The 20,252-nt window shown below is 56.3% G+C and carries 19 protein-coding genes; 15 read left to right on the plus strand and 4 right to left on the minus strand.

What is annotated here, in order from left to right:
- Positions 1–277 precede the first annotated feature (277 nt).
- The 5 genes from MTX78_RS09750 (at position 278) to MTX78_RS09775 (ending at position 5,277) form a co-directional block, all read left to right on the plus strand.
- Entirely contained in the window at positions 278–1,225 is a 948-nt protein-coding gene (locus MTX78_RS09750) for an NAD(P)-dependent oxidoreductase (protein WP_243802115.1), read from the plus strand.
- Positions 1,226–1,406: 181 nt separating this feature from the next.
- Positions 1,407–1,880: a transcription elongation factor GreA gene (gene greA / locus MTX78_RS09755; RefSeq protein WP_243802117.1), complete on the plus strand. Its 474-nt coding sequence runs from the start codon at positions 1,407–1,409 to the stop codon at positions 1,878–1,880.
- A 187-nt stretch (positions 1,881–2,067) separates the two neighbouring features.
- Positions 2,068–2,949 carry a nuclease A inhibitor family protein gene (locus MTX78_RS25350; protein ID WP_317258942.1) on the plus strand — a complete coding sequence of 294 codons (882 nt, stop codon included), beginning with the start codon at positions 2,068–2,070 and terminating at the stop codon, positions 2,947–2,949.
- Positions 2,950–3,032: 83 nt separating this feature from the next.
- Complete coding sequence (locus tag MTX78_RS09770) at positions 3,033–3,533, plus strand: endonuclease V (protein WP_243802119.1); 501 nt, start codon at positions 3,033–3,035, stop codon at positions 3,531–3,533.
- A gap of 100 nt (positions 3,534–3,633) precedes the next feature.
- On the plus strand, positions 3,634–5,277 hold the full coding sequence (locus tag MTX78_RS09775) for a M28 family peptidase (RefSeq protein ID WP_243802121.1): 1,644 nt from the start codon (positions 3,634–3,636) through the stop codon (positions 5,275–5,277).
- A gap of 69 nt (positions 5,278–5,346) precedes the next feature.
- Here the strand turns inward: MTX78_RS09775 and MTX78_RS09780 are convergent, their stop codons facing one another.
- From MTX78_RS09780 to MTX78_RS09790, 3 genes are all read right to left on the minus strand, one after another.
- Complete coding sequence (locus tag MTX78_RS09780) at positions 5,347–6,396, minus strand: AI-2E family transporter (protein WP_243802123.1); 1,050 nt, start codon at positions 6,394–6,396, stop codon at positions 5,347–5,349.
- A gap of 129 nt (positions 6,397–6,525) precedes the next feature.
- Positions 6,526–7,869: an MFS transporter gene (locus tag MTX78_RS09785; RefSeq protein ID WP_243802125.1), complete on the minus strand. Its 1,344-nt coding sequence runs from the start codon at positions 7,867–7,869 to the stop codon at positions 6,526–6,528.
- A 193-nt stretch (positions 7,870–8,062) separates the two neighbouring features.
- Positions 8,063–9,493, minus strand: coding sequence for a DNA/RNA non-specific endonuclease (locus tag MTX78_RS09790; protein WP_243802127.1), 1,431 nt, complete (start codon positions 9,491–9,493; stop codon positions 8,063–8,065).
- A gap of 153 nt (positions 9,494–9,646) precedes the next feature.
- Between MTX78_RS09790 and MTX78_RS09795 the strand changes: the two genes are divergently transcribed.
- The 4 genes from MTX78_RS09795 (at position 9,647) to MTX78_RS09810 (ending at position 13,731) form a co-directional block, all read left to right on the plus strand.
- Entirely contained in the window at positions 9,647–10,105 is a 459-nt protein-coding gene (locus tag MTX78_RS09795; protein ID WP_243802129.1) for a hypothetical protein, read from the plus strand.
- A gap of 313 nt (positions 10,106–10,418) precedes the next feature.
- Complete coding sequence (locus tag MTX78_RS09800; RefSeq protein ID WP_243802132.1) at positions 10,419–12,206, plus strand: DUF885 domain-containing protein; 1,788 nt, start codon at positions 10,419–10,421, stop codon at positions 12,204–12,206.
- Between the two features lie 148 nt (positions 12,207–12,354).
- Positions 12,355–12,711, plus strand: a complete 357-nt coding sequence (locus MTX78_RS09805; RefSeq protein ID WP_243802134.1) for a thioredoxin family protein — start codon at positions 12,355–12,357, stop codon at positions 12,709–12,711.
- Between the two features lie 252 nt (positions 12,712–12,963).
- Entirely contained in the window at positions 12,964–13,731 is a 768-nt protein-coding gene (locus MTX78_RS09810; protein WP_243802136.1) for a YdcF family protein, read from the plus strand.
- Between the two features lie 43 nt (positions 13,732–13,774).
- On the opposite strand, the gene MTX78_RS09815 is transcribed toward MTX78_RS09810, so the two are convergent.
- Positions 13,775–15,175: an NAD-dependent succinate-semialdehyde dehydrogenase gene (locus MTX78_RS09815; protein WP_243802138.1), complete on the minus strand. Its 1,401-nt coding sequence runs from the start codon at positions 15,173–15,175 to the stop codon at positions 13,775–13,777.
- Between the two features lie 261 nt (positions 15,176–15,436).
- On the opposite strand from MTX78_RS09815, the gene MTX78_RS09820 reads away from it, so the two are divergent.
- The 6 genes from MTX78_RS09820 (at position 15,437) to MTX78_RS09845 (ending at position 20,150) form a co-directional block, all read left to right on the plus strand.
- Entirely contained in the window at positions 15,437–15,997 is a 561-nt protein-coding gene (locus MTX78_RS09820) for an RNA polymerase sigma factor (RefSeq protein ID WP_243802140.1), read from the plus strand.
- Positions 15,998–15,999: 2 nt separating this feature from the next.
- Complete coding sequence (locus MTX78_RS09825) at positions 16,000–16,914, plus strand: anti-sigma factor (RefSeq protein ID WP_243802142.1); 915 nt, start codon at positions 16,000–16,002, stop codon at positions 16,912–16,914.
- 354 nt (positions 16,915–17,268) lie between these two features.
- A complete protein-coding gene (locus MTX78_RS09830) occupies positions 17,269–17,607 on the plus strand; it encodes an arsenosugar biosynthesis-associated peroxidase-like protein (RefSeq protein ID WP_243802144.1) in 339 nt (112 codons plus the stop codon).
- Positions 17,608–17,884: 277 nt separating this feature from the next.
- The gene (locus tag MTX78_RS09835; RefSeq protein WP_243802146.1) at positions 17,885–18,391 is read left to right on the plus strand and encodes a rhodanese-like domain-containing protein; all 507 of its coding nucleotides are present in this window, start codon (positions 17,885–17,887) and stop codon (positions 18,389–18,391) included.
- Positions 18,392–18,518: 127 nt separating this feature from the next.
- Positions 18,519–19,142 carry a TIGR04282 family arsenosugar biosynthesis glycosyltransferase gene (locus MTX78_RS09840; protein ID WP_243802148.1) on the plus strand — a complete coding sequence of 208 codons (624 nt, stop codon included), beginning with the start codon at positions 18,519–18,521 and terminating at the stop codon, positions 19,140–19,142.
- A gap of 60 nt (positions 19,143–19,202) precedes the next feature.
- Positions 19,203–20,150 (plus strand): hypothetical protein, encoded by a 948-nt coding sequence (locus MTX78_RS09845; RefSeq protein WP_243802150.1) that lies wholly within the window; start codon positions 19,203–19,205, stop codon positions 20,148–20,150.
- The last annotated feature ends 102 nt before the right edge of the window (positions 20,151–20,252 follow it).

Here is a 20,252-nt window from a genome sequence, read left to right on the forward strand (position 1 = left end):
GTAATGGAACAGCATTGCATCTATATCAAGATGCTTCTAAACCGTACGGAAAACCTCTAGTAGATCGAGTGTATGCAGCCTACACAAGCAACAGCTACCTAATTGTACGGGCTGGCATAAACTTATATTTTCTTTACCCTTCGCGTGCCACCTCGGTGCAAAAAGCAGAAGAAAGTTGAATAGGTGCATTAACAAAAAACGAGTTAATGAAAGAGCTGATGCACCTCACAGGCGATTCAGCTCTTGCTCCGGTAGGATCTTTTTAAATCATCAAATCATGTCCCTCTGCCTCGTCATCGACGAAATGCACCCTAGCCTGCCCGACTACATGCAGGAAATTGGTGTGCAACTCCACTACCGCCCCGAGCTAACTGCCGCCGAGGTGCCGGCCGCTCTGGCAGCGCATCCTTATGATGGGCTGATGGTCCGGTCGAAGCTGCGCGTGACGGTAGAACTGCTGGCGCACGGGCCGCAGCTGCGTTATGTGGCGCGGGCCGGAGCCGGAGTTGACAATATCGATGAGGAGGCCATGGCAGCGGCGGGTGTCACGTTGCTGAACGCGCCCGAAGGTAACCGGGATGCAGTCGGCGAATACGCCGTGGGGTTACTGTTGGGCTTGTTCCGCAACATTGTGCGGGCCGATAAGGAAGTGCGGAGTAGGCAGTGGCGGCGTGAGGCCAACAGGGGCGAGGAAATAGGAGGGAAGACCATTGGGCTACTTGGCTACGGACACATGGGCCGAGCATTTGCGCGGCGGTTATCGGCGTTTGACTGCACCGTGCTGGCCCACGACCACGACCCTGCCGTGTTGGCCGATAAGTATGCCACTTTAGTTGGGTTGGAGGAGCTGCAACAGCGCGCGGAGGTGTTCAGCCTGCATATTCCCTACTCCACAGCCAATCATCATTTCGTGAACGAAGAACTGCTGCAAGGTTTTGAAAAGCCTATTTGGCTGATGAACACAGCCCGCGGCGAAATCCTCGACCATGCGGCTTTGGTGCGCAACCTGCAGAGCGGCCAGGTGCGCGGCGCGGCGCTGGACGTGCTGGAAAACGAGAAACTAGGCACACTGAAGCCAGAGCAGCAAGCCCGTTTCGATTACCTAACCAACGCTGCAAACGTGGTACTGTCGCCGCACGTGGGTGGATGGACGTTTCAATCTTACCGGCGAATCAACGAAGTGTTAGCGGAAAAACTGAGAGTTTTTTTGCAGACAGGTTTCTAGACCACCGTGGATGATTGACTGGCTGTGAGTTAGGTCTTACTGCTTGCGCGTGGCAGCGAGCAACTAGCCGCCGCTGGTAGCTTCAATCGAGAAACTATGTATATTTGCCTAAACCAGGTTTGGGAGAACGGTCGGCACCGCTGACCGTTCTCCTTGTTTTTTAGCTTACCATCAACCTACCATGGCCACCATAAATTACTATACCGCCGAGGGGCTGCAGAAACTCAAAGACGAGTTGCAGGACCTTAAAATCCGGGGCCGGGCCAAAGCGGCCGACGACCTACGCGAAGCGCGTGACAAGGGGGACCTAAGTGAAAATGCCGAGTACGACGCGGCCAAAGACGCCCAAGGCCTGTTGGAATTGAAAATATCGAAGTTGGAAGAAGTAGTGGGCAACGCTCGCCTGCTCGATGAGTCGAACCTTGATAGTACCAAGGTGCTGATTATGAGCAAAGTGAAGCTCAAGAACCTGAAGAACAACATGGTGCTTGACTACACGCTGGTAGCCGAAGAAGAAGCTGATTTGGCGGCCGGTAAAATCTCCGTGAAGTCGCCTATTGGCAAAGGACTACTAGGCAAGTCGGCCGGCGACACTGCCGAAATAACCGTGCCTGCCGGCAAGCTGCACTTCGAAATTCTAGAGATTAGCCGCTAGCGGTGAGATGATAAACTAGTGAAATGGTGAGTTTACTATTCACGCATTTCTAGAAGGGCGAAGCCACTGGCTTCGCCCTTTTGCGTTTTCACTCGTACTTTGGCGCAACGCCTCTGCTTGTTATTAAAGCATGTCTGCACCGTAGAAACGCCAAACTCACTATCTCACCAGTTCACCATCTCACCTCATGGCTTCCATCTTCTCTCGTATTGTGGCAGGCGAATTGCCCGCCCATAAGGTCGCTGAAGACGACCAGCATTTGGCGTTTCTCGACATTACGCCTCTCGTGGAAGGGCACACGCTGGTAATTCCGAAGCGTGAGGTAGACTACATCTTTGATTTGCCGGCCGCAGAGCTGGCTGCGCTCCATCTGTTTGCCCAGCGCGTGGCGAAAGGAGTAGCCGCCGCCGTACCGTGCAAGCGCGTAGGCGTGGCCGTTATTGGGCTGGAAGTGCCGCACGCGCACATCCACTTGATTCCGATGAACAAAGTGGCGGACCTGAACTTTGCCAACCCAAAGATCAAGGTGGCCGAGGAGCGCATGAAGGAACTGGCCGCGGCTATTGCTGCGAAAGTACCTGCTGCTTCCGGTGCCGCCCAGCCGGCCACCGAGGACTCGAAAGGTAGCCGCGAAACCACCGAGGCCAAGGCGCCCGCCGCAGATCAGGCGGCTCCAGTTGATGGCATAATTGCGCAAGTGCAACAACTCACCAAAGGCCTCGTGTTCATCAGTGAGTCAGATGCGCCGCTGGAACCCGTGAGCTATGCTGCTCCCGCCGGCGACCTAACCGATGCTGTCCTGCTAAAGCTGCTGGGAGAGGCTGCCGGTACGCCCATAGAAACCAAGGAGCTGACGCTGTTCCTGCGCAACCACACGGCCGACGATGGCGTGCTCGGTGACCCCGCCCAAGCCAACCGGTTTAAGGCGCTGCAAATGTTTATGAAGCAAGAGCTGCAAAACACCAAGGTTTACCGCATCGGCACCGGCCCGCAAATAAAAGCCTACGCTCTTGGCAAAACCGAGGACGGCAAGCTAGCGGGCTTTAAAACGGTGCTCACCGAAACCTAAAACGTGAACCCTAGGGAAGACCACAAGCTGCTTTCAGGCTCTACAACCGGCATCGATAAGCAACAGCAGCGACCATACTGCCTATGATAGTAGCCTTAGACGTGTACTACCGCCAAGAAGACGCCAAAGCGGTTGGGGTCACGTTTGAGGCGTGGGACAGTGCAACGCTGACCAGCAAGCATGAAGTAACGCTCTCCGGACTAGAACCTTATGAGCCAGGTGCTTTCTACAAGCGGGAGTTGCCGTGTTTGCTGGCCGTGCTAAAGCAAATCGACGTAGCCAAGGTCGACTACGTGGTAATAGATGGATACGTGGTGCTCGATGATGCTGGCCGACCCGGGCTAGGGTGGCATCTGTATGAGCATCTAGAAAAGAAAGTGCCGGTTATTGGGGTAGCTAAGACGCGCTTCTTTCATGCCGGCCGCCAAGTGGTGGGGGTGCTACGCGGTGAAAGCAAAAGTCCGCTTAACGTTACCAGCGCTGGCATACACGTTCAAGCGGCGGCGGCCTTTATCGAGAAAATGGCAGGTCCTTTTCGAATGCCCGCCTTGCTTCAAGAGCTTGATGCCCTTACAAGAAGCTGATGTCATTTGTTGGAGGCAGAAACAAGCGTAGTCTCTGCCTCCCTGCTTGTTGAGTGTTGTACTGGCGCAACGCTTCCTTTACTTATTTCATTTTTAACGCATGAGGATACGGTCGTTTGCGCTTACAGTAGCAAGTATAGTTACAACAGCATCAGCCTTTGCCCAATCCACTGGAATACCCAAGCCGCTTCGCAAACCCCTGGATAAGGTGAGTGCGGCCGACTACGAAGCGCATGTGCGCTACCTTGCCGACGATAAGTTGCAGGGCCGATTGCCGGGCACGGCCGGCTACCAAATGGCAGTTGAGTACGTGGTTGAGCAGTACAAGAAACGCGGCGTGCTGCCCGCCGGCGAAAATGGCACGTACCTGCAAACAGTACGGCTGCGCCGCGCCTACACCGAACTAGGCGCCACGCTGCGCCTGCAGGCCCCACAAGGCCCAGAGCAAGCCCTAACCTACGGCTCCGACTTCACATTTTACCCTAACCCAGCGGAAGCCAGCACCACGGTTGCCGCGCCCGTAGTGTTTGTCGGGTTCGGAATCAGTGCCCCCGAGCTAGGCTACGACGACTATGCGGGCCTTGATGCTACCGGTAAGATTGTGGTTGTGGCACAGGAGCGGCCCAAGCAGTTTCCGGACGCCGTGCGCCTCTACAACACCGACCTGCTCACGATTATGCAAACGGCTGCCAAGCATGGAGCAGTGGGCGTGTTGCTGGCCGCTACCAAAGCAACCACCCAGCTAGTTGATTTGCCAAAAGGCGCGGTGAGCGTGCTCGGGCCAGACGGAAAAGTGGCCGTGTCGCGGACGTACGGTGGGGCACAACTACGGGTATTGGGGTCCGTGAGTGCGGCCACGCTGCACCGTTTATTTCATGGGTCTGCTAGTGACACCGCGCGCGCCTTAGCGGCCTTGCGGACCGGCCGGCCCGCTTCGGTGGCGTTGCAGCCGCGGGTACTGGCCACCCAGGGCAGCCGCTACAAGGATGTGGAGAGCTACAATGTGGTAGGTAAAATTCAGGGCGGTGATCCCAAGCTGCGCGACGAATACGTGGTGCACACCGCTCACCTCGACCACATTGGGGTGGGAGCCCCCATTGAGGGCGACTCGATTTATAACGGCGCCCATGATAATGCGACGGGCGTAGCGAGTTTGCTGGAAATTGCGGGCGTGTACAGCCGCCTCAAGCAAAAGCCTCGCCGGTCGGTGCTTATCACCATGGTGACGGGCGAGGAAATGGGCTTGCTTGGCTCAGCCTATTTTGCCCGCAATCCAACGGTGCCCAAAAGCCAGATTGTAGCCAACATCAACACCGACATGCCCACCATTATTGCGCCCTTGCTGTCAGTGGTGGCGTTGGGTGCCGAAAACTCTTCGCTGGCTGCTCCGGTGGCAGAAGCTGCCCAAGCGTTCAACCTGACGGTGGAGGCAGACCCCGAGCCAGCTCAAAACCGCTTTATCCGTTCCGACCAATACAGCTTCGTAACACAAGGCATTCCGGCGCTGCATATCAAGTACGGCAACAAAACGGCTGATGGCCAGAACAACCTGAGCCAGCAAGTGCAGCAATGGCGCGCTCGGTACTACCATAAACCCCAGGACGGTATGAATGGCCAATTCGACTTTGAAGCCGGCCGCAAGTACGCCCAGCTGAATTTTCTGATTGGCTATCAGATAGCCGATAACGTTACCCGCCCGACTTGGAATGCAGGCAACTTCTTCGGGGAGCGGTTTGCCAAGTAACAGTTCTACGGCACAACAGCATAGGTAGGAAACCACCGTGCGGCTATGTCCTCGGGTAGGTGTAGCACATTAGCTTGGTAGCTCAGATGATTTGGCCTTCAGTATATCATGCAGGCGGTTTTCGCGCTCGAACACTTTTATCAACACGATGAAGTAGGAGAGTAGCAGCGGCCCCAGCACCAGCCCCAGAATACCGAAGATGTTGACGCCGAGCACTACGCCAGCCAGCGTAACCAGCGGGTGAATGTCGCCGATGCGGCGGGCCAGCACAATGCGGAGCAGGTTGTCGATGTTCATGATAACGATAAGGCCCACCAGCAGAATACCCACACCCTGCGTGGTGGCGCCTTGCGTAAGCTTCAGAATGGCCGCTGGGGCCCACACCAATGGAGTGCCGAGTACGGGTACGAAGGCCAGAAAAAACGACAGCGTACCCCAGAACAGCGCATCCGGAACTTGGAAAATCCAGAGGGTAAGGCCCGTGAGCAACGCCTGCACCAGCGAGATAAGCGCCTGCCCCAACACATTGGTATTGACAATATTTTTCAAGGATTCACCAAGTTCCTCTATGGTGCCGTCGCGGAAAGGCAGGTAGCGCCGCAGCCCCTTCAGAAACGTGCCTTCCTGCGTGTACATGAAATAGAGCGTAAAGAGCATCAGCCCGATAATCACCACGAAGTGCAGGAGGCTGCTCGCCAGTGAAGGCAGCCGTTGGCTAAGCCAGGCTACGCTCTGTTGCAGCAAGGACCGGACATTCTGCTCGTTGGTGAACGTATAGCCGGTTTTGCGCTCGATGGAGTGAAGCACGGCCATAATCTGGCTGGTATCCTGCGCGTAGTAGGTGATGCGGTTTACAATCATCAGAATGAGGCCCGTGAACGGCAGGATAATCACAACCAGCGCAAACACCAGCAGCCCTATACTGACTATATACCTGTTCCAGCCCCGCTGATGCACCAGCGCTTTAAACCAAGGCCGGAACACTACAAACAAGATACCGGCTCCTAGAAACCCCGTGATATAGCTGCCGAGCCCAAACAAGATGAGGCCCGCTAGCACCAATAAGCTCGCAATCAGCAAAATAGACTGCTGGCGGTTAGAGTAAATGTTGTCGGACATAGCAAAGGCGGTAGATGGTGGAAGTACACCAAATTACAGAATTGCCACTCTGACGCGTGAGGAACAGCAAGAAACCTATTAGACCGATTCTCTCCGGATGCATTCGGTGCCGCAATGGCCACAATGCCTTTACACTCGGGCGCGGGTGGCCAGAACCGTCACGCATACGCCCATCAGAGCAATAATGGCAAACGACACCCGCAAGCTAGTGGCGCCCGCCACCAACCCAATGAGGGGTGGCCCCAGCAGAAAACCCGCAAAGCCAACCGTTGATACCGCCGCCAGCGCCATACCCGGCGACATAACTGTGGAGCGGCCGGCCGCCCCATACACCAACGGCACCACCGACGATACGCCTATGCCCACCAGCATAAAGCCCATGGTGGCGGGTACCAGGGTAGGAAGCAACACCGCCAGCAGCAAACCAGCGGCGGTAAATAGGCCACTCAACTGCAAGGTGCGCCGCCGTCCGAACCGGTCGGTAAAGGAGTCGGCGACGAAGCGGCCGGCGGCCATGGTGCTCATGAACGCCGTGAACCCTACGCCGGCCCATGCGTTCTGCGCCTTCACTACTTTGCTGAAGTACACCCCGCTCCAATCGAACATGGTGCCCTCGCAGAGCAACGAGCAAAACGCCAGTACCCCTAGCAGCAGCAACGACTTGTCGGGTAACACAAAGACCGGCTGATTGGGGTCTTGGCCGGCATCGGTGGGGAGTAGGTAGGGGCGCATCAGCAGAATGCCCAGCGCTACCGCGGCCGTAATACACAGAAAATGAACGAGTGGGGCCACCCCGTAGCCTATCATGAGCGTACCGATGGCTGCGCCTAGGAAGCCCGCCAAGCTCCAGACTCCGTGAAAAGAAGCCATAATGGACTTGTCGTAGAGAGCTTCCACTCCGACTGCCTGCGTATTGACGCTGATATTGGCCATGTTGGCGGCTAAACCGAAGAATACCAGCCCCGCCATCAGTTGGGTGGTGCTACCAGCCAAGCCTAGCAGCGCCAGCACCATAGCGTAAAGCGACAAGCCCAGTATGGTAATTCGTTTGCTGCCGTAGCGGGCCACCAACCAACCCGAGAGTGGCAACGAAGCCAATAGCCCCACTGGCACTGCCAGCAACACGCCTCCTAACTCGGTATCGGAGAGCCCAAGGCGTTGCTGCACCGTAGGAATACGTGCCGCCCAGCTGGAAAAGCACAGCCCTTGCAAGAAAAAGGAGGCGCCCACAGCCACCCGGTGCACCAAGCGCGACCTAGCGGGAACAGACGATGGATGGGTTTCGGTGATCATAGCGAAGAAACTAATAGGAACTGGCGTTGTCGGATGCTGGCCGGCACGTAGGAGGTATTTCGCTCCTCGGAGAAATCCCCCGTATCCAGAAGGCAGGGGGCATGTCGGAAGCCATAAAAAAACCCATAATGCACCAATAGGGGCATAATGGGTGGGAGAGGAAAGAGGCAGCAACTGCACCGAATGCGCACGTAAAAATAAAGGTACCCGGAAGGTACCTGTTGTTTCTACGGAGAATCGGGTGGGTAGTTGACGCCGGGAGTTCTAGCTGCACTTTCTTGGTTGAGGTGCCCACACTGCGTTGCTCGGTAAGCAGTTTGAGTCTCCGCACCGTATTTCCAGGGCCAAACGCCGTGAAACGCCATAAGGCAGCTTACCGCACTGGGCTGGTATCAACCGACGCTTGCAGGCGCGTTTGCACCTGCACCGGTAGTTTGCTCAGCAAATCCAGGCCAGTGGCGGCTTCCAGTGCATCCACGCTTACGCGGTAGCGGCTCCAGTCGGGGCTGACGGACTGGTCGTTGGGGGTATCAACGGCAATAATGCGGGCCTTGCCAGCAGCAATGCGCTGTAGGTCATCGGAGCCTTCGGGCAGTATAACAAGCACTTTCCAAACGCGGGCCGGCACCGTTACGCGGCCGTTGTCGAGGGTGGTTTTCAAGCCGTTGAGGCCCGTGCCGCCTTTGCCATACGTGCCCATAATCACATACACCTCCTGGCCACGCTGCACTTGCTCCCGCGTCCACTCTTCCAGGTTGCCCCAGGTGCGCTGGTTGTTGTTGGGTGCTTGCGGAATCATGTTGGTCATCAAGAAAGTGGCCGAGTTGTCGTCGAGGTCGGTGGTACGGTCGGCGGAGGGGCAGTTGTGGCCTTTGTCGAAGCCGGAGCCAGTGTAGGAACTGCGCGACACGGCGTAGAAGGTGCCGGGTAGGGCCGGATCAGGGCGGAAATCGTCTTGGCGGGGCGCGGAGCCCATCCATGCGCGGTTCAGGTGCCAACTAACCCAATTTGCAATGCCCCGCTGGTTGTTGTAGCTCAGCGTGTATTGCGGCTTGATCATCAGGTAGTTGTTGGGCGTGCTGACGGTAGCGGTGGCACCGCTGGGGTTGCCCAGGGCCATGTTGTCGTCCCGGCTCGTCACAACGGCCGTGTTCGGGTCTTGGGGTTTGGGTAATGCTTGAGGAGGAGTGTTGCCGGGGGTGTTGTTGCCCGCTACGGGGGTACCCGTGCTGGTTTCCAGCACCACATCGTCGATGTTGAGGCGCCCTTTGCCCGCATCGGTCTTGCGTATTTCGAGGCGTAGAGCCCCAGTTGCGCCGCCCTGAAAGGTGGTGGCTACCAACCGGGACCCTTGGGCCTTTACCGGCTGCCCAATACGGCGAAAAGTTCGGCCCGCATCTGTGCTACCCCATAGTTCCCAGGTGCTGGCCGGGTCGTTGCCATATGCAGCGCTGCTGATACGGATGGTGCGTACTCCACCGGGGGCATCAAAGTTCATGCGCAACCGACCACCTTCGCGCAGCCGGGCCGCCTGCTGGCCGTTCTTGTGGTCTTGCTCCGAGCTGCCAAGCAACGCATCCACAAAATGCCAGGAGCCCGAAGTTAGCGCCTCGTCGGCTTCGGCATAGGCGCCCTTGCCCCCCGTTTCAAAAGTCTCGGGAAAGGCGCCAACAGGGTTTTGGGCGCTGGATGACGAGTGTACATCAATAACAGGAGGGCCTGTGGGTAGCGGCGGACGGCTGGTTTCAGGCGCTTGCTGAGAGCAAGCCAGGAGGGGGAATAGAAGAACGGAGAGAAGGCGCATGAGAAGAAAGCGTTGAAAAATCGGGAGCTGACCATGGCGTGAACTTTGCTGTTCCGCATAGTGCACGCAACGTTGTTTGGATGCTGTGAAGTTGGACAATAAAGCTGCTCATCCGCCCCGAAACTAGTTTAAAGCTCAGCATTCTTTTCAACTATGAAAAAACTATTCTGCACGGCCTTGTTAGCGTGCTTTATGCAAGCTGTCCACGCCCAAACTACGACTGTGCCAGCCCCACATGCCACTGCTACCAAAGAAGACGACACCATTTTGCTGGAACTGACCGCTACGCCCGAAGCCAGCTGGCAGAGGCTGGCCCAGGTGCTAGTACAGCGGGGCTATAGCATTGAACACAGCAACAAAGACTTGCTTACACTTTCCACCTACCCGCTATTTGTGCCGCAGTCCGGTGTGCTTCGGGTTGCTGGCACAGTAGTAAAAAATACCTTTTATTTACGGGTGTATTGGGGTGGTAATATGGAAACCGGCAGTGGTCCGTACGTACTCGCTCGCCAAAAGAGCGAGAAGATGTGGCGCGAGTTGGAAGCCATTGCCAGAGAGTTTGGCGGCTCCATACGTTACACAACTTCTGCTGTTAATATCGACGATAGGTAGTGGCCGCTGAGGCCGCCGTCTAACAGCGGCAATTAGCCTAGTGCTGAGCCACGAGAAACTTAGCCGATAGGCCACAGCTTCTCGTGGCTCAGCACTTTTATGTGGCAAACAGCTCACTATACCTCGCACCGAGCCTAAGCAGCATCACTGCCAGTTGATTCATCTAAACTGCCAGCATCAGCCTATTAGCGGGGCCTGTTTCTTATTGGAAAGTAGGCAAGGCAAAAGATAATTGGGCGCGCACAGCAACAACCAAACAGCAAACCCCGTCCCTGCCCAGTACCTTGTCTGCTCATTCCCCTAACTGCCTCCCATGCCCCAATTTGTACGCCTGAAATTTCTGCTAGCCGGCACCGCCCTCACCGGCCTCCTATATCTGAGTGGCTGCAACCAGTCCGGCGAAATCAATACCACCGTGGACGCCGAAACGGCCAACGCTAGCTTCGAGCGGTACAAAGAGCGTTTCCTGGACTCGCTCTGGTACTACAACCCGGAATGGGCCAGCAACCAGGGCTACCACCGCTACGACTCGGTGCTGGTGATACCAACCGCCGCACGCCGCCGGGGCGACATAAAGGCCTTGGTGCGACGCGGTAAAGAGCTGGCCACATTCAAGCCCACCGACTTGTCGGTGAACAACCAAACCGACTGGCGCCTGCTGCAAAACTACGTGCAAGCTGGCCGCTGGCAGCTGGATACCCTGCGGGACTGGCAATGGAACCCTGCCAACTACAACCTAGGCTCGTCGGTGGCCGAAATCCTGAACGGCCGCTACTGGCCCCTCGACCGTCGGCTGCGCGCTATCAGCAACAAAATCAGCCGGTCGGCCGAGTATTATGCCGCGGCCGAAGCCAGCATTCAGGAGCCTACCAAAGAGCACACTGAGTTGGCTATTCGGCAGAACGAAGGTGGCTTGGCCGTATTCGGGAAGGCGTTGCAGGATTCCATAGCAAAGTCGGGACTGACGGCGCGTGAAAAAGAAGACTTCAAAAACCGGATCGACAACACCCGCCTGAGTACCGAAGAGTACCTCCGCTTCCTGAAAACTGAAGTGCTGCCAGCTGGTAAGTTTCGCAACTTCCGGCTGGGCAAGGCCCTTTTCGACCGGAAGTTCTATTACGACATCCAGTCCAGCTACACGGCCGACCAAGTGTACGAGAAGGCTCTGCAGCACCGGGCGGAGCTACTGCGCGATATGAAAACCCGCGCCACCCGGCTGTATCCGAAGTATTTCCCGGGTAAGCCGCTGCCCAGCGATTCGTTGGCTACTGTGAAACAGATGATCAGCCGTTTGTCGGAGCAGCACGCGACGCAGGCGGGCTTTGTAGCCGCAGTGAAAGCGCAGATTCCGCAGTTGGTGCAGTTTGTCAACGACAAAAAGCTGCTCACCCAGGACCCCACCAAGCCGTTGGTGGTGCGCGAAACACCGTTGTATATGCGAGGCAGCGGTGCGGGGGCCAGCATTTCGGCTCCTGGCCCCTACGACAAAGCAGCTAACACTTACTACAATGTCGAGCCGCTTACCGGGCAGCCCGCCGCTCAAGCCGAAAGCTACCTGCGCGAGTACAACGACTACACGCTCCAAATTCTAAACATTCACGAAGCCATTCCGGGCCACTACACCCAGCTGGTGTATGCCAACCGTAGCCCCTCGCTCATCAAATCGGTGTTCGGCAACGGGGCCATGATAGAGGGCTGGGCCGTGTACGCCGAGCGGGTGATGCTGGAAAGTGGTTACGGCGGCAACACCGATGAAATCTGGCTGATGTGGGACAAGTGGAACATGCGCGTGACGCTCAACACTATTCTCGACCACGAAGTCCACGTCAACAATATCAGCGAACAAGCCGCCAAGGCCCTGTTGCTTCGCGACGGTTTTCAGGAAGAAGCGGAGGCTACCAACAAATGGCGCCGCGCCACCCTCAGCCAGGTGCAACTTAGCAGTTACTTCACCGGCTACACCGAAATCTATGATGTGCGGGAAGAGCTGAAAAAAACGCAGGGTACCAACTTCGACCTGAAGTCTTTCCACGAAACGTTTCTGAGTTTCGGCAGCTCCCCCGTGAAGTACATCCGGACGTTGATGGTGAAGAAGTCTTAGTGAATCCCTTGAGATACTGGTAGCACCTACGGCCCCAGCCTGCTTGGCTGGGACTTTTGCTGGGCTAGTGGTGTACAGGGTAAAGTATCTCAAGTGGAAGGCCCTGCGTATGTGCTAACCCACCATGCGGCTATGCAGCGAGATTCTTATGAAAGAGGTAGATCGGCAACGAGTGCATGACGTCAACGACGAAGAACTGCGCCAGCTCACACGAGAGCATCTAAAGGTTTTCGCCAAGTTCACTTCGGAGAGTTGTGAAATATGCGAACTGCTGGCGCCTCCGTTCGCTAAGTTTGCGGGGGAGGAAAAATTTAAAAGTATTCTGTTTCTGCGTTTGAACTCCGATGAAAACCCGGTAGCTAAGAAACTGATGCAAGAAAAAATAGCTCCTTTTTTTGTCTCCTACTGCCAAGGGCGCTTGTTGGAGTGCGATACGCTCACCCAAGAACCGGAAGTATGGCAGATGCTTTCTCGGCTGCGCGAAATGCAACCTATGTCTTTGTGAAAAGCCCTCAGCTGCACAAAGACGTTTGGGCCCTGCTGGCCGTGCTAGTTGCCTTAGGGCTCTTATGGCTGCTGTTCGGTTAGAGCCTACAACACCCAGAAGTAACCTCCAAACTGCCCTCCAATTCAGCAGTGTAGCGTCCCTCCCAAAACACAGCCCTAAGCGTCCTACCGGTTGTTTCAATTCGGTGCCGGCAAGCAATGTGTATATAAACCTCGGCTGCTCAAGCCGCCAAGCAACCCCATTCTTTAGGTGTTTTTCCTGCTCTCCAAGCTCCTCGACTTCTTGCTGCTTCCGGTCCTGTGGCTGGTTTTGTTGCTGATTGCCGCCCTCGTAACGCAGCGCCCAGCGCGCCGCCGAAACCTGTTGCGGCTTACGTTGCTGCTACTGGTGCTAGGCACCAACGGCGCCCTCATGAACGAGGCCTTGCTGGCTTGGGAGTGGCCACCCGTGAAGCTCTCCGAGTTACCGCGCCAGGCCGATGCTGCCGTACTACTCACTGGCATCACGGGCGTCGGGAAGTCGCCCCACGACCGGGTGTACCTGCACGAAGGGGCCGACCGCCTAACCAATGCCCTCTGGCTATGGCGAGCCGGCCGTGTCCGGCACATTCTGGTGTCGGGTGGCTCGGGGGCCATGCTGAAAAAGGTGCACACCGAAGCCGAAGACCTTATTACGTTGCTCCACTTAGCTGGCGTCCCCGACTCAGTCATTATCAAGGAGGACCGCAGCCGTAACACCCGCGAAAATGCGCTGCTCACCAAACGCATAGTAGCTGCCCGCCCCGAGCTAGACACGCTGATCTTGGTGACCTCTGCTTTCCATCAGCGCCGGGCTATGGGCTGTTTTGCGCAGGTTGGCTTGCACCCGCTACCATTTCCCGCTGGCTTCTTTTCCTCCGACCGTTCCCCAACCCCCGACTATTGGCTTACGCCCAGTGCCAACGCTTTGAACCGCTGGAGCTTACTGCTGCACGAGATAGTGGGGTACATCATCTACAAAGTTTTGGGCTACGCCTGACAACCAAGCGGCTGCTACTTTCAAAGTAGCAGCCGCTTGGTTGTTATTCCACTTTCTTCTGCTTTTCAGGCTTTTCCTCCTTCGCTATCCAGATAGACTTCTGGTTGACAAATTCCCGGATGCCCAAATACGACAGTTCCCGGCCGTAGCCTGACTTCTTCACCCCCCCAAACGGCATTTCCGGCGACGATTTCACCATGCTGTTCACAAACACTGCCCCGGCTTCCACCTGGCGGGCCAAGGCCTCGCCGCGCTTCACATCCCGCGTCCAGACCGAGCCGCCGAGGCCGAAGCGCGAGTCGTTGGCGAGGCGAACAGCGTCCTCGGCATTCTTTGCTTCAAGGATGAGGGCTACTGGGCCAAACAGTTCTTCGTGGTAGGCCCGTTGCTTGGGCTTGATGTTACTTAAAATCATGGGTCGAAACAGGGCCGTGCCGGGCTTGCTTTGGCCGCCGTGCAGCTCCACCTTGGCGCCTTGCTCTATCGAGTCCTCAACTTGCTGGGTGATTTCGTCGGCCAAGTCGGGGCGGGCGAGAGGGCCGTATTGAGTGTCTTCATCTAATGGGTCACCGGTGCGGAAGGCGAGCAAGTGCGTTTTCATCTTGCTGATAAATTCTTTAACCACCGGTTTCTCGACAATGAAGCGTTTGGCCGCAATGCAGCTCTGCCCGGCATTGATCATTCGAGTCTGCGCAGCAGTTTTGGCGGCTAGCTCCAGGTCGGCATCGGCCAGCACAATGAAGGCATCAGAACCACCCAGTTCCAGCACGGTCTTCTTGATCTGACGGCCTGCCGTGGCCGCTACTTGTGCGCCAGCCAGTTCCGAACCCGTCAGGGTTACGGCCCGGACCCGGTCGTCTTCAAGTAATTTCTCCACCATGTCGGAGCCTACAAGCAACGCGCGGAACGTGGCCGCAGGGAATCCAGCGTCGTGGTAAATCTTTTCCAGTGCCAGCGCGCACTGCGGTACGTTGGAGGCATGCTTGAGCAAGCCTACGTTGCCGGCCATCAGGGCGGGGGCCGCAAACCGCACCACTTGCCAAAACGGGAAGTTCCAAGGCATCACGGCCAATACCACTCCAATCGGCTCATGGCTGATGAAGCTGCGCTGGGCTTCGGTCTTGATTGGGTCGTCGGCCAGAAACTCCTCGGCGTGGTCGGCATAATAGTCGCAGCACAGCGCACACTTCAGCACTTCCGCCCGCCCATCCACTACGGGCTTCCCCATCTCCAGCGCCATGATGCGGGCTAGTTCGTCTTGCCGTTCCCGCAGCAAGTCGGCTGCGCGGTGCATGAGCTGTGCCCGGTGGGCGAAGGTGGTTGTGCGCCACTCGGCGGCGGCCCGGTGAGCTTGGGTCAGTATGCGTTCGGTTTGCGGCCAGCTGAATGCACGGAACTTGCGCTCGACGCGACCAGTGTAAGGGTTGATGGAAGCAATAGCCATAGGAAGTGAGTTGGGGCGAGGGTAGGGCAGAGATACTGCACCAAGGCTGCTTACGTAGTGCGGGGGCCAAAACGCCCAGAACTGCTTGAGCTACGTAGCGCACCGCATGTGCAACATACCGCAAAACGCAGCCGTATCACTCAGGTTGCGAAGCTCAAGCATGATTTTCAGGGTTGAGTTTCGAAACAAATGCGTTAGAAGTGTACTTTCGTCCGGCGGAGGGCTTATTCATTGCCCGTCGTTCTAACCTTTTTGCTGCCCGTGAATGTAATTCCCCCCGAAGCCGTACCCTCTCTCTCCGACGAGGATTTGCTGGTGCAGCGCTTGCGCGACCGGGATGAGTCGGCAATGACGTTGTTTTATGACCGCTACTCCTCGGCCCTCTACGGTGTCATTATGCGCATCGTCAAAAAAGAAGAGGAAGCCGAAGACGTGCTGCAAGAAAGCATGGTCAAAATTTGGAACTCATTTAGCTCCTACGATGCTGGTAAAGGCAGACTTTTTACGTGGGTAATGAATGTATGTCGGAATTTGGCTATTGATAAAATCCGATCTCGACAGTACCGCGTAGGTAGTCGTACACAACCGCTTGAGGACAGCGCCGCAGTACGTGAACCCGCATCGCCCACGTTCCGGCCCGAGCACATCGGCTTGCAGGAAATGACCAAACAACTCAACCCCGACCAGCAGCAGGTCGTCGATATGCTGTACTTCGGAGGTTACACGCAGAGCGAGGTAGCCGAAGAACTGAATTTGCCTCTTGGTACGGTGAAAACCCGCGCCAGAGCGGCTATTAAAGTACTTTCTAAACTGATTCGATAGCCGTGGATACTCAGCAATACATCGAATCCGGCGTTCTGGAAGAATATGCCTTGGGCATATTGTCAGAAGCTGAGCGTTCCGAAGTGGAGCGCATGGCGGCTATCCACCCCGAAATCCGTCACGAGCTTGACGCTATTGTCATGGGCCTCGATGCCTATGCCGAAGCGCACTCTCTCACGCCTCCAGAAGGCATGCGGGAGCGAGTACTAGCCGGTTGGCAAGATGCCATTCGTGGTCAGGAATCCGAGAAAAACACAAATCCGGTAGTGCCGATGGCAGCAGCCCCCGAGGCGGTTGTTCCGCCGGTTGCCGTTACTCCGCCAACTGCTGTTCCCGAGCCAGTAGTACGCCCAATCAGCAGCGCACCAGAGCCGGTGCAAGCGCCGGCCCGTGGCTTTGGTTGGTTGATGGCGGCATCGGTGGCATTGCTGCTGAGCTTAGGTGGCAACTATGTGCTCTACAACCGGTGGCAGCACACGCAGTCGGAGCTGTTTGCTGTTCAAAACGAGCAGGCCCGGTTTGCTACTACGCAGCAGGCTTCAGAAAAAATTGTGAGCACGCAGCGGCAGGAGTTGGCCGTGTTGCGCAACGAGCAGTTCCGCAGCGTGACGCTGGCTGGTACGCCCGCCGCGCCTACTGCCAAGGCTCGGGTGCTGTATAACCCTGCCACCCGCGCCGTGTACGTAGACGTACGCAGCTTGCCTACGCCTCCTGCTGGCAAACAGTATCAACTGTGGGCGCTTGACAACGGGAAGCCGGTAGATGCTGGGGTACTGGCTGCCACTACCGCCGCGGGTGAGGGCTTGCAGCAAATGAAAGATATTGCAAGCGCGCAAGCTTTTGCCATGACCGTGGAGAACGTAGGAGGCAGCCCAACCCCCACGCTGTCAACCATGACAGTTGTAGGCAACATCTAAACCCAAGCCCAACTCCTACGCTGTCAATCATGACAGTTGTAGGCAACATCTAAACCCAGGACCAACCACCATTGCTCGAACTAGAGAGAGCTGGGAACCATGTTTCCCAGCTCTTTTTTTGTGGCAGCCGCTTTTGAAAACAGTTGAAACCGTTGGTTTGTAGTAGGCTGTGTTGCTATAAATTTCTGCCGTGTGGGTTGTCTGCTTCTGCTTTAGCAACCCTCCCTCAGAGGTAGCACCTTATGCGGGCGGGTTGCTACTCGCTAACTTGTGCTGCGCTATAGTCTGGTAGCGTCGCTTTTTCGTTTTTCTTTCACCTCTATTCCTTGCTGCCGCCTGGCGCGGTCCTACTCCATGGAAAAGTCAACCTACTACAACCCAGCCGACCTCGCCAAATTTGGTAATATCACGGAATGGCAAGCCGATATGGGCAACAAATTCTTCTCGTACTACGGGGAGGTATTCAAAGAAGGCGCTCTAACCGAGCGCGAGAAGGCGCTGATTGCGTTAGCAGTGGCTCATGCTGTGCAGTGCCCGTATTGCATTGATGCTTACACCTCTGATTCGTTGCAGAAAGGAGCTGACGAAGCCCAGATGATGGAGGCCGTGCACGTTGCTGCTGCCATTAAAGGTGGGGCAGTGCTTGTGCATGGGGTACAGATGATGAACAAAGCCAAAGAGCTTTCCATGTAACCCGGAAACTTAAGCCGGCCAATAGCATTCTACCAACCAGTACGGGCAACTCTGCAGCTTCAACTGGGCGCTAGGGTTGCCCGGGGCTGGATGCTCCCGCGCCGGTGTGCTTTCATAAGCTCAACGAAGTTGTTTTCAACCAAGGATGCTGCGCTGCCGTAGTTGTTGCCGATGCTTGGCCGCTACCTTCTTATCCGGCACAGCTTCATGGGAAGTATATGCCGAGAGCGAACCCCCCTTTCTTTTGTTACCCATACGCCCCTCTTTTCTTTTCGCTATGCTGCTAGGTCTGCTCACGGTAGGTGCTTGTAGCAAAGACAAGGATGCCAAGGCAGACCGTCTTACCACTTACGACCGACTGTTGCGAACTTTGTACCGCAATACGGTGCCAGCAATCCGGCCGGTTCAGTTAGCTGAGCTACTGCAAGAAAAGCCCGAAAGCGTGGTAGTGCTCGACACGCGCACCCCCGTTGAATACCAGGTCAGCCACTTGCGCAATGCTCGTTTTGTTGATTACGATTCCTTCAAGAAAAATACGTTCGATAATTTGTCTCGCCGCCAGACCGTGGTGGTGTATTGCTCGGTAGGATACCGCAGTGAGCGGGTAGGGGAGCAACTGAAAGCACTGGGATTTCAGGACGTCCGCAACCTGTACGGCGGAATTTTCCAGTGGGTGAACGAAGGCCGGACCGTATACAACCAGCAAGGGCCAACTACCAACGTGCATCCGTATTCTCCTCTGTGGAGTCCGTGGCTGAAGAGTGGCCGGCAGGTGTACAAATGAGTACAGCACAGCTTCAATCTGGCGGCCTAAGCGGAAAATGAATTCGGCAAGCCACAGCAAGAAAACGTGTTGTACTGCCTTGTCTTTGGAAGGCGTCCCATTCATATAAACAGCATTACCCTGCACGATGATGCAAGCAAACTCACCTACCACAGTGCCGCACCTGCTGATTTTTGCCCGGCACCCGGAATTGGGCCGGGTAAAAACCCGACTAGCGGCCGGTATTGGGGCCGAAGCGGCGTTGGCCGTATATGCGGAATTGCTGCGTCACACCTTCGAGGTTACTGCCCACATACCAGCTCACAAAACGCTGTGGCTGGCCGAAACTCCCATTACTTCTGCTGCGCACACCTGGCCCGATTACGAGCAACTAGTACAGTTTCCTGGCAATTTAGGTCAGAAAATGCAGGCCGCCTTCGCTCGTGCTTTTGCCGCCGGCGCCACAGCCGTTCTCATCATCGGGACGGACTGCCCCGGCCTAACCGAAGAAGTGTTGCAGCAAGCCTACACCGCATTAGCAACACATGATGTGGTTATAGGGCCAGCTGAAGACGGTGGGTATTACCTGCTAGGAATGAGAGAGTTGTACGAGGATTTGTTTGCCGATAAAAGCTGGAGCACCGAATCAGTTTTAATGCATACGTTGGCTGATGCTGACCGGCTAGGGCTGCGCGTGGCCCAACTGCCTACTCTGCGCGACGTCGATGACATCGACGATTTAAGAGCGTGGCGCGAGCAGGAAGAACACTAACCTGAGAGCCGAGGCTGCGGGGTTTCTACGTACTTTGGAGCCTCACTCCACTTTTCTGCTATGCGTCTTTCCCTTGTGCGTTGGCCACTACACCTGTGCCTGGCAGTAAGTCTAGGGCTAGCCAGTTGCTCGTCGCCCGACGACGCTGCTGCAAAGCGAGAGGCTCCAACCGAGGGCAGCCAGCGAGACGAGGAAGTGCCCAATGCGCTACGCCGCCTCACACCTCAGTTCAATCCCCAGTGGGCTATGGATACGCTCTGGGAAGACGGCCTAGCAGAAGTGGCCGTGTACAACGCCGAGCGGGTCATCTACGACGAGGTACGGCAGTTCGAGTACGTGCAGCTGACGGTGAAAGAGGAGTTCAACAAGCGCTACAACGTGAAGACGGATAGTTATCAGCGGGCCGACCTGTTCCCGGTGATGAAGGTCAACCAGTTCTGTCGTATCCCGACCGACCAATACCCATACCACTTTCTTACCTCCTTGTTTTTTCGCCGTGAAAACCCGGTAGGACTCTACAAACTCACTACTTCCTCGCAGGAGTGGTGCGGCAACACGTTCAAGGCGTTTCAGGACGATGGCTTTCAGTACGTGCAGACGTACAATTCCTACTGGGATATGCAGGGAAGCGGCCAGCGCAATCTGCGCCGAGACGTACTTTTCGAAGATGCGCTGCCCTACACGCTGCGGAGTTTGCGGTTTAGCTCCTTACCCACCTTGCAAGCCACCATCTGCGAGTTGCAGCAAACCAGCAAAGCGGCGCGACCTGTGTATTACAAAGCCGAAATAAAGGTGCAAGAGGCCCCCGCAACCGATACGTCCGAACCTGCGTGGTTGGTGCAGGTGCAACTGGCTCCGGGCAAGAAAAGCAGCTACTGGTTCGCTAAAAAATACCCCAACCTGTTGCTACGGCAGGCTGCCTGGGACGGCCGCAACCTGTTTCTCAAGAAAGTCAGCCGGTACGCCTACTGGACGCATCCCACTCCTGATTCTGCTCAAGTCCAGTGAAAAGCATAGGCTGCCGCTTTTGCACACCTCCTATTTTCCGGACAAGTTGAAACGCGTGGTATCCAGACCGAGGCAAACTACCCGATAGGAATTGCGCAAGCA

The organism is Hymenobacter tibetensis (assembly GCF_022827545.1).
In the GTDB taxonomy this organism is placed as follows: domain Bacteria; phylum Bacteroidota; class Bacteroidia; order Cytophagales; family Hymenobacteraceae; genus Hymenobacter; species Hymenobacter tibetensis.